Origin of the sequence: Devosia alba, from assembly GCF_039938915.1 — a bacterium.
Lineage (GTDB): Bacteria > Pseudomonadota > Alphaproteobacteria > Rhizobiales > Devosiaceae > Devosia > Devosia alba.
On the sequence record NZ_JBDUUI010000008.1, the window covers coordinates 185,944 to 192,479 of the forward strand.

At 57.0% G+C, this 6,536-nt stretch carries 8 protein-coding genes; 3 read left to right on the forward strand and 5 right to left on the reverse strand.

The window, feature by feature from the left end; genetic code table 11:
* Positions 1-255: 255 nt before the first annotated feature.
* Entirely contained in the window at positions 256-888 is a 633-nt protein-coding gene (locus ABFY71_RS13290) for a tyrosine-type recombinase/integrase (protein WP_347946513.1), read from the reverse strand.
* Positions 889-1,061: 173 nt separating this feature from the next.
* On the reverse strand, positions 1,062-1,892 hold the full coding sequence (locus ABFY71_RS13295; RefSeq protein WP_347946515.1) for an SDR family NAD(P)-dependent oxidoreductase: 831 nt from the start codon (positions 1,890-1,892) through the stop codon (positions 1,062-1,064).
* Between the two features lie 159 nt (positions 1,893-2,051).
* On the opposite strand from ABFY71_RS13295, the gene ABFY71_RS13300 reads away from it, so the two are divergent.
* Positions 2,052-2,639 carry a TetR family transcriptional regulator gene (locus ABFY71_RS13300; RefSeq protein ID WP_347946517.1) on the forward strand — a complete coding sequence of 196 codons (588 nt, stop codon included), beginning with the start codon at positions 2,052-2,054 and terminating at the stop codon, positions 2,637-2,639.
* Positions 2,640-2,817: 178 nt separating this feature from the next.
* Here ABFY71_RS13300 and ABFY71_RS19415 read toward each other — a convergent pair whose 3' ends face one another.
* The 3 genes from ABFY71_RS19415 to ABFY71_RS13310 are packed head-to-tail and all read right to left on the reverse strand — an operon-like array spanning position 2,818 to position 4,828.
* Positions 2,818-3,192, reverse strand: a complete 375-nt coding sequence (locus ABFY71_RS19415; protein WP_488645803.1) for a GFA family protein — start codon at positions 3,190-3,192, stop codon at positions 2,818-2,820.
* Positions 3,193-3,244: 52 nt separating this feature from the next.
* Entirely contained in the window at positions 3,245-4,186 is a 942-nt protein-coding gene (locus tag ABFY71_RS13305; protein WP_347946519.1) for an alpha/beta fold hydrolase, read from the reverse strand.
* 24 nt (positions 4,187-4,210) lie between these two features.
* Positions 4,211-4,828 carry a class I SAM-dependent methyltransferase gene (locus ABFY71_RS13310; protein WP_347946521.1) on the reverse strand — a complete coding sequence of 206 codons (618 nt, stop codon included), beginning with the start codon at positions 4,826-4,828 and terminating at the stop codon, positions 4,211-4,213.
* Between the two features lie 119 nt (positions 4,829-4,947).
* On the opposite strand from ABFY71_RS13310, the gene ABFY71_RS13315 reads away from it, so the two are divergent.
* Positions 4,948-5,388 (forward strand): RrF2 family transcriptional regulator, encoded by a 441-nt coding sequence (locus ABFY71_RS13315; RefSeq protein ID WP_347946522.1) that lies wholly within the window; start codon positions 4,948-4,950, stop codon positions 5,386-5,388.
* 411 nt (positions 5,389-5,799) lie between these two features.
* A complete protein-coding gene (locus tag ABFY71_RS13320) occupies positions 5,800-6,180 on the forward strand; it encodes an ester cyclase (protein WP_347946524.1) in 381 nt (126 codons plus the stop codon).
* Positions 6,181-6,536: the final 356 nt, after the last annotated feature.

Genomic DNA, 6,536 nt, shown 5'->3' on the forward strand with positions numbered 1-6,536 from the left:
AGCTTTATCGACGCAATCGGCGCCGAATTTTTCGTCGATGGCGGCGCGGTACAAGTGTAATTGCGCCTCCGCTGCAAACTTCCGCTTCTGGCGGCTCGGGATCAAGAGCGTACTTTTCGATACCCTGCCCGTTTTCGGTATTGAGCGAGCTAAGGCGTAGTGGCAGGTTTTGGGACATCGAGGTTCCAGCCTTAGCGGCGGAAAAGGGGCGCTTCGCCGACGACCCCTCTGCGATCGCCGGCGAAGACGCATCCTTCAGATTTCGGTAGCCTCCGACAGAGAAAGGGCATCATCAACGTCCACGCCCAGGTACCTTACCGTGTTCTCGATTTTGCTGTGGCCGAGCAGAATCTGGATCGCTCTAAGATTGCCTGTGGCCTTGTAGATCAGGGAAGCCTTGGTGCGTCGAAGCGAGTGGGTACCGTATTCTTCTGAAGGCAGTCCTATTGCAGTTACCCACTCATCGACCAAGCGCGCATACTGGCGGGTGCTCAGATGTGCGTCAGGATTTGCGCGGCTGGGAAAAGCAAAGTCTTCGACGGTGCCGCCTCGCCGTTCCAGCCAAGCAAGCAGACTGCCTCGTGCGTCTGCCGTAATTTCAAACTGAACTGGTCGTCCCGTCTTCTGCTGAACCACCATGGACCTCGTGCGGATCATTGGACCGGATACAAGAGTCCCAATCTTGATCTTCACGAGATCGCATCCGCGCAACTTGCTGTCGATCGCAAGGTCGAAGAGCGCTCGATCTCGCATCCGTCCTTCACGATCAAGAAAGAAGCGGATGGACCAAATCTGGCGAACCTTGAAAGCGCGCTTAGCGCCAACCTGTCTGCCGGCATTCCAGGCGGGCCTTCCTGCTGCAGCAGGATCATACTGTGAGATACCCATTATATTTCTCCATTGGCCAAAACGGCCGACAGTGAAACGATTATGGCAACGTCACGAGCGGCAGCAGTCGACCTCATATCGGACGTTCGCGGCTGCACTCGTGCAGCCTGGGAGCAGACGCTGCAAGCTTCTTGAACACGTTGCGTCCGTTTCGCGATTGCCGTTCTTCGCTTCTATTCAACGCCCAGCAATTCCGCTGAGCGTAGCCAGAGCTTCTGCGCCAGATCGGCATCGAGTGCTTGCGGATTGTTGCGCCGAGCAACCTTGAACTTCTCGTAATATGTGCCCGAGATCCAATCGATGCCGGGCTTGCCTTCCGCCAGCCAGACCAACTGCTCAGCGCCCTTTTCGGGTGAGACGAATGTCGCGCGGGTGAGTGGGAAGCTGGTGATGAACTTCATCAGCTTGCTCGTCGTTCCGGAGCCGAACCTGGTGGCGACATTGCCCGGATGGAATGCTGCAGCCGAAACACCCTTCGCGTGGTAGCGGTGGTGCAGTTCCCTTGTGAACAGGATATTGGCGAGCTTGGCCGTCCCGTAGGCCCGAATAGGCGAGTAGTTCTCGTCCTGATCGAGATCGTCGATGTCGAGCTTGCCGGATATTCTCGCGCCGGTACTGGAGGTCTGGATCACAGACGCGCTGCTTTCGATCAGTTTGCTCATCAGCAGATGAGTCAGCAGAAACGGCGCCAGGTGATTGATTTGTATCGTCTGCTCGAAACCATCGACCGTTTTTGACCGATCGCCGAAGACACCCCCGGCATTATTGGCCAGAACGTCGATGCGGTCGTATTTGCTGTCAAGCTCGGCGGCGAGCCTGCGGACGTCATCGAGCCGCGTGAAGTCGGCCAGAAAGTATTCTGCGCCGATTTCTTGGGCGATAGCTTCCGTCTTCCGTGGTGAGCGTCCCACCAGGACGACACGGTGGCCATCCTTGTGCAACTGCCGCGCGGCGGCAGCGCCGATGCCATCGCTGGCGCCCGTTATGATGATTGTTCGTGACATAGCCGGTCCTTCAGTGGCGATTTGTCTTCATATCTGAAAACAGTCGCTGGTTGACTTCGCGTCGATGTCATTCGATGCTACTTATGTCAGTCACTGTCAAGATGGATTGGGCCATTGTTTCCACTACCGAGCAGCCTCCGGGATCGCACTCGCCAAGCCGTGCAGAAGCAGATCGCCGACGCGGCCCATGCACTGTTCATCGAGCGTGGGTTTGAAGGCACGACAATCGGTGATGTTGCCGCTGCGGTGGGCATGTCGCAGCGCAGTGTCTTCCGATACTTCGCGACCAAGGAAGATCTCATCATCGGCAAGTTTGACTTCGCTGCGGCGAGTATGCTGGCAACCCTGCGGGACCGGCCAGCAGGCGAAGTGCTATGGGTGTCGCTCAGGCGCGCCTTCGATGAGATGGTCATCCCCTGCGACGATCCCCGGCAGCGTCCGGCGGCTGTCTCTATCTTGAAGGTAGTCTTCGGAACGCCAGCGCTTTTTGCGGCCTATCTTCAGAAGATGCAGGAGTTCCAGGGCGCGGTGGTGGAGGCATTGATCGAACGCGCGATTGCCGCTGGGCACCCCTATGCAAAGACTGACCCTGCTCCTCGTGCGCTCACAGCCGCGGCCTTCGGGTGTCTCGTTGCGGCGCAGCATTCCTGGCTTGCTGGGGGAACTGCAGCAAACTTTGCGGCGTGTCTGGATAGCGCGATGGCAGCGGTGCGACCAACGATATCGGCCCCGCCACCAAGGCAATAACCGGGCAAACAGATCCTGCTCCTGCTATCGCAAACCATCAACAGCGTCGGCCCCATTGTGGACGTTCGACCCCAATACGTTATTCACCGAAAGCGGGCACCCTCTGCTCCAGCAACCAACGCGTGCACGTCGAACGGATCACTCAGCGAGCAGATCAGGCCAGCGCAGCTGTCGGGAGCTAGTCCAGGAGCTTCCCGGAGCGAGCGCCGTCCTTGTGACGCACGCGCGACGTTGCCAGGACTTCGGGCATCAACAACCTGGCATTGATTCCATATCGCGTGCGCCCGGACGAACGAGGCGCCCAGTGGGTGACACACCCGCAGTTCCTGCAGCGGTGAAAGTTGACGTGTCTACCGTTCCAAGAATAGGTCTCGGTGGCCCCCTCGGGAGGCAACCCTTCGACTTCAGACGCCTCGTAGTATGCCCACAGCACGCCGTAGCGGCGGCATAAACTGCAGTTGCAGTCTACGACCTCATCTGGCTGGCGGCTCAAGGTGATTTCGATGGCACCGCAATGGCAGCCGGCCTTCACGCTTGGAACTGGCTCTCTCATTGCGGTTTCCCGTTCTTGACATCGTCGAATTCGAAGGCCCCGAATGAGTGGGTTAATCGTCGAAGACGACTGCAGCAAAGTCCTTGATGGCTTGAACCGTGGCGGCCGGCTGTTCTTCAGCCAGCCAATGCCCGGACCCCTTCACGACGATGGTCGTGATGTCTGTCGCCCCTTGGCTGGCGAAGGATTGTTCCATGGTGGGCAGCGCACCACCTGTCGAGAACTCTGCGCCGACGACGAGCATAGGCACCGTGAACTCGGAGTTCTGTGCTTGAAAGAAAACCGCATCATCACCAAAGGCGCGGTAGAGTTCAAAACCCGCACGCAGACTTTCGGGGGTCCCATAGGCCTTGGCATAAACCTCGATTTCTTCAATCGAAATCGCCTCGAGATTTGCGGCAGCCTTGTTGATGAAATAGCCGAAGTACTCCACCTGACGACCTTGCACCAGGGTTTCGGCCAGTCCGACCTGGTTGTGGAAATCATAATGCCAGGCATGCGGACTCGCCGCGATGGAATCGGCCGGATCCAGGCCTGGAATAGGAACATCAAGGATGGCAACGCCGCTCAGCTCGCCTGGATATTGCCTGCCATAGGCATAGGCCACCATGCCGCCGATATCGTGCCCGACAATGAGCCGATTCTCCAAACCCAGATGATCTGCAAACGCCTTTATTTCAGTGGCAAGTGAAGCCTTGTCCCAGCGCTGGTTTGGCGCCGTGCTGCCACCGATGCCACTGAGATCGGGCGCATATACGCGGTAGTCTTCGGCCAGATTCGGGATGATCGCCTTGAATTCATCGGCACTCTGGGGCCAACCATGTAGCAGAACAATGGCTTTGCCTCCGGTGCCGGAAGACAGGTAGCGCACAGTCTGGTCACCCACTTGCACCGTCTGGTCGTTGATGTCCGATTGGGCAGCCACAGGGACTAGGAATAATAGGGAGGCAAAGGCAAACAGGGCAACGCGAGAAATATTGGTTGATTTCGTCATCTGACGATACTCCGGTGTAAAATCTTAGCGACGTTCGATCGCCACGATGGTGTCGAGAATTGTCGCCTGTTCGCCCGCCGGTCCGAATGCCGTTCGAGGCATCGAACCAACGAACACTTCCCGCCAGGCCGTTGGATCAAGCGCCAGATCCGCCATTTCGGCATCGGCGGTCGGGAAAACGGTTTCAGGGTCGCTCCATGACCACGGCGCGCGCGATCCGTGGGTAACGAGGAACAGAAACCCTCCTTTTTCGACTGCCCGTGCGGCGCGCCTTAAGGCCTCGGTGCGGCCAAAGGGAACGGGTGACTGCAGGAACATGGCGATCACAAGATCGAAGGACCCTTGAGGGAAACTCTCTGCCAGGTCGTGCCGTTCAAAGTGAACTCTGGTTTCTACGCCAGCGGACGACGCTGCCAATCGCGCAGCTTCAAGGGCTGCCTCGGAGATATCCACTCCGGCTACCGTCCAGCCCTGCTGAGCGAGCCAAATCGCATCGTCGCCACGGGCGCAGCCTAATTCCAGGGCACGTCCTTTTGGGCGCCCTTCGATGAAGCGCGTCAGCGCGAAAGATGGGCGTCCGCCCGTCGGTTTCGTCTTGCCGGAGTAGACACGATCCCAAAATGTTTGGGGAGTGTCGTCCATTCTCAGGCCTGCGGGATTTGATATAGTATGGTCTGATGATGTCATGTATCATCAAATGTACCATAAAAAAATGAGTGTCAATCTCTCGTGATTTCGTTTGTTACATTAGGACTAATCTAATGCGTCAGGACAGCCGCCTACCGCGTGTCCTCCACGCCCTGCTGCATCTTGAGCGGCTGCAGGCGCCAGCAACGTCTGAGCTGATCGCCCAAATGCTGGGAACAAACTCCTCGGTAGTTCGCCGAACCATGGGAGGCTTGCGTCAAGCTGGCATCGTCGTTTCGGTAAAAGGACACGGGGGCGGTTGGTCGCTTGCAAAGCCGCTAACCGAAATATCGCTGCTGGAAATCTACCAGGCGCTTGGGGCGCCGACACTTTTTGCCATCGGCATTGATGATGAGCAGACGACCTGCCTGCTTGCCCGCGCGGCAAATGACGCCACGGCAAACGCGCTTGCCAAGGCACGGCAGCATTTTGAATCGCATCTCAAGACAGTTTCAGTCGCGGAGATGGCCGCCAACTTTGAGCCAGGCATGATTGAACATACCAAGTCTGATTGACACGCTGCGGCGCTACGATGATCCGAAAAGCCAATAGTGCCAACGCCAATAGAAGCGGGGTGAGATGCAAACGGTCAAATATAGGCTAGTGGCCAAGACAGCAGGCAACCACGATTAGCCGATGTTTGCTTTGGCAACGCTATCTCGAAAAGGGAACCGTCCGCGTCCCACCCCGGACGAGCCGGTCTGATACCGACCCCATCCCGGTCGTTCGCGTCGACGCTCATCGCTGCTGCAACCGCACCTTGCAGGCGGCCATCGTCATCGTTCATACTGTCGCAGAATCCATGTGCAGAACTGTAGTTTTAATCGGGAGTTTTGCGACGAATAAAGAGAGCGGATGACGATGGAAAATCCGCTTGGTATTGGCCCAAACAAGGCAAAGAGTTTGATTTGATGGTATCGGGAAGCATGACGCTGCAAGCGTTCTATCGCGCCTACCTAGACTGCCTGAATCGCCAAGATTGGGATGCGCTAGGGCGGTATGTTGCCGACGATGCCAAACACAATGGCCGACCGTTTGGGCTGTCAGGCTACCGCTCGATGCTGATCAAGGATTTCGAGGATATTCCCGATCTGCGTTTCGTCATCGATCGTCTGGCGTGTGACCCGCCGCTTATTGCTGTGAGGCTATTGTTCAATTGCTCACCAAAAGGATACTTTCTTGGCCTGAAGATCAACGGTCGGCGCATTTCCTTCGCAGAGAACGTGTTTTACGAGGTAAAGGACGGTAAGATTGCCGATGTGCTCTCCGTCATCGATAAAACCGCCATCGAAGATCAGATCACTTGAGAAGTGTTTGTCGCGTAACTCCTGAATTTGCCGCCAGATCGCCGACACTGAAAAATCAGGGGAAATTCGATCGCAAAAGTCGGGCACAAAAGCCGTAACATTCAGGGGACTTTTGCGACATCTGACGGCCGCTTCATTGCCAACCAATCCGAAAGCTGCCCGACCGGTATCCACCCCGTTGTCGCCATTGCGTCGACTTGAGCGGACGGACTGCTTTTAGGAAATCGGAGCGGTGGTCTAAACGGCCGATATGGGGCGCATACATGCCGATCTAGAGGGGCGTTCTCGTGGCCACCTTGGGTGTCCGTCGTCAGATGATTTGGCTCAGATTGGCTCTCGGATCAGCGGAGTGTCGG

Bases quoted from the DNA above. Each gene is read 5' to 3' on its own strand.
- ABFY71_RS13310 (WP_347946521.1), bottom strand. From the start codon at position 4,828: ATGGACGACACTCCCCAAACATTTTGGGATCGTGTCTACTCCGGCAAG.
- ABFY71_RS13290 (WP_347946513.1), bottom strand. From the start codon at position 888: ATGGGTATCTCACAGTATGATCCTGCTGCAGCAGGAAGGCCCGCCTGG.
- ABFY71_RS13295 (WP_347946515.1), bottom strand. From the start codon at position 1,892: ATGTCACGAACAATCATCATAACGGGCGCCAGCGATGGCATCGGCGCT.
- ABFY71_RS19415 (WP_488645803.1), bottom strand. From the start codon at position 3,192: ATGAGAGAGCCAGTTCCAAGCGTGAAGGCCGGCTGCCATTGCGGTGCC.
- ABFY71_RS13320 (WP_347946524.1), top strand. From the start codon at position 5,800: ATGACGCTGCAAGCGTTCTATCGCGCCTACCTAGACTGCCTGAATCGC.
- ABFY71_RS13315 (WP_347946522.1), top strand. From the start codon at position 4,948: ATGCGTCAGGACAGCCGCCTACCGCGTGTCCTCCACGCCCTGCTGCAT.
- ABFY71_RS13305 (WP_347946519.1), bottom strand. From the start codon at position 4,186: ATGACGAAATCAACCAATATTTCTCGCGTTGCCCTGTTTGCCTTTGCC.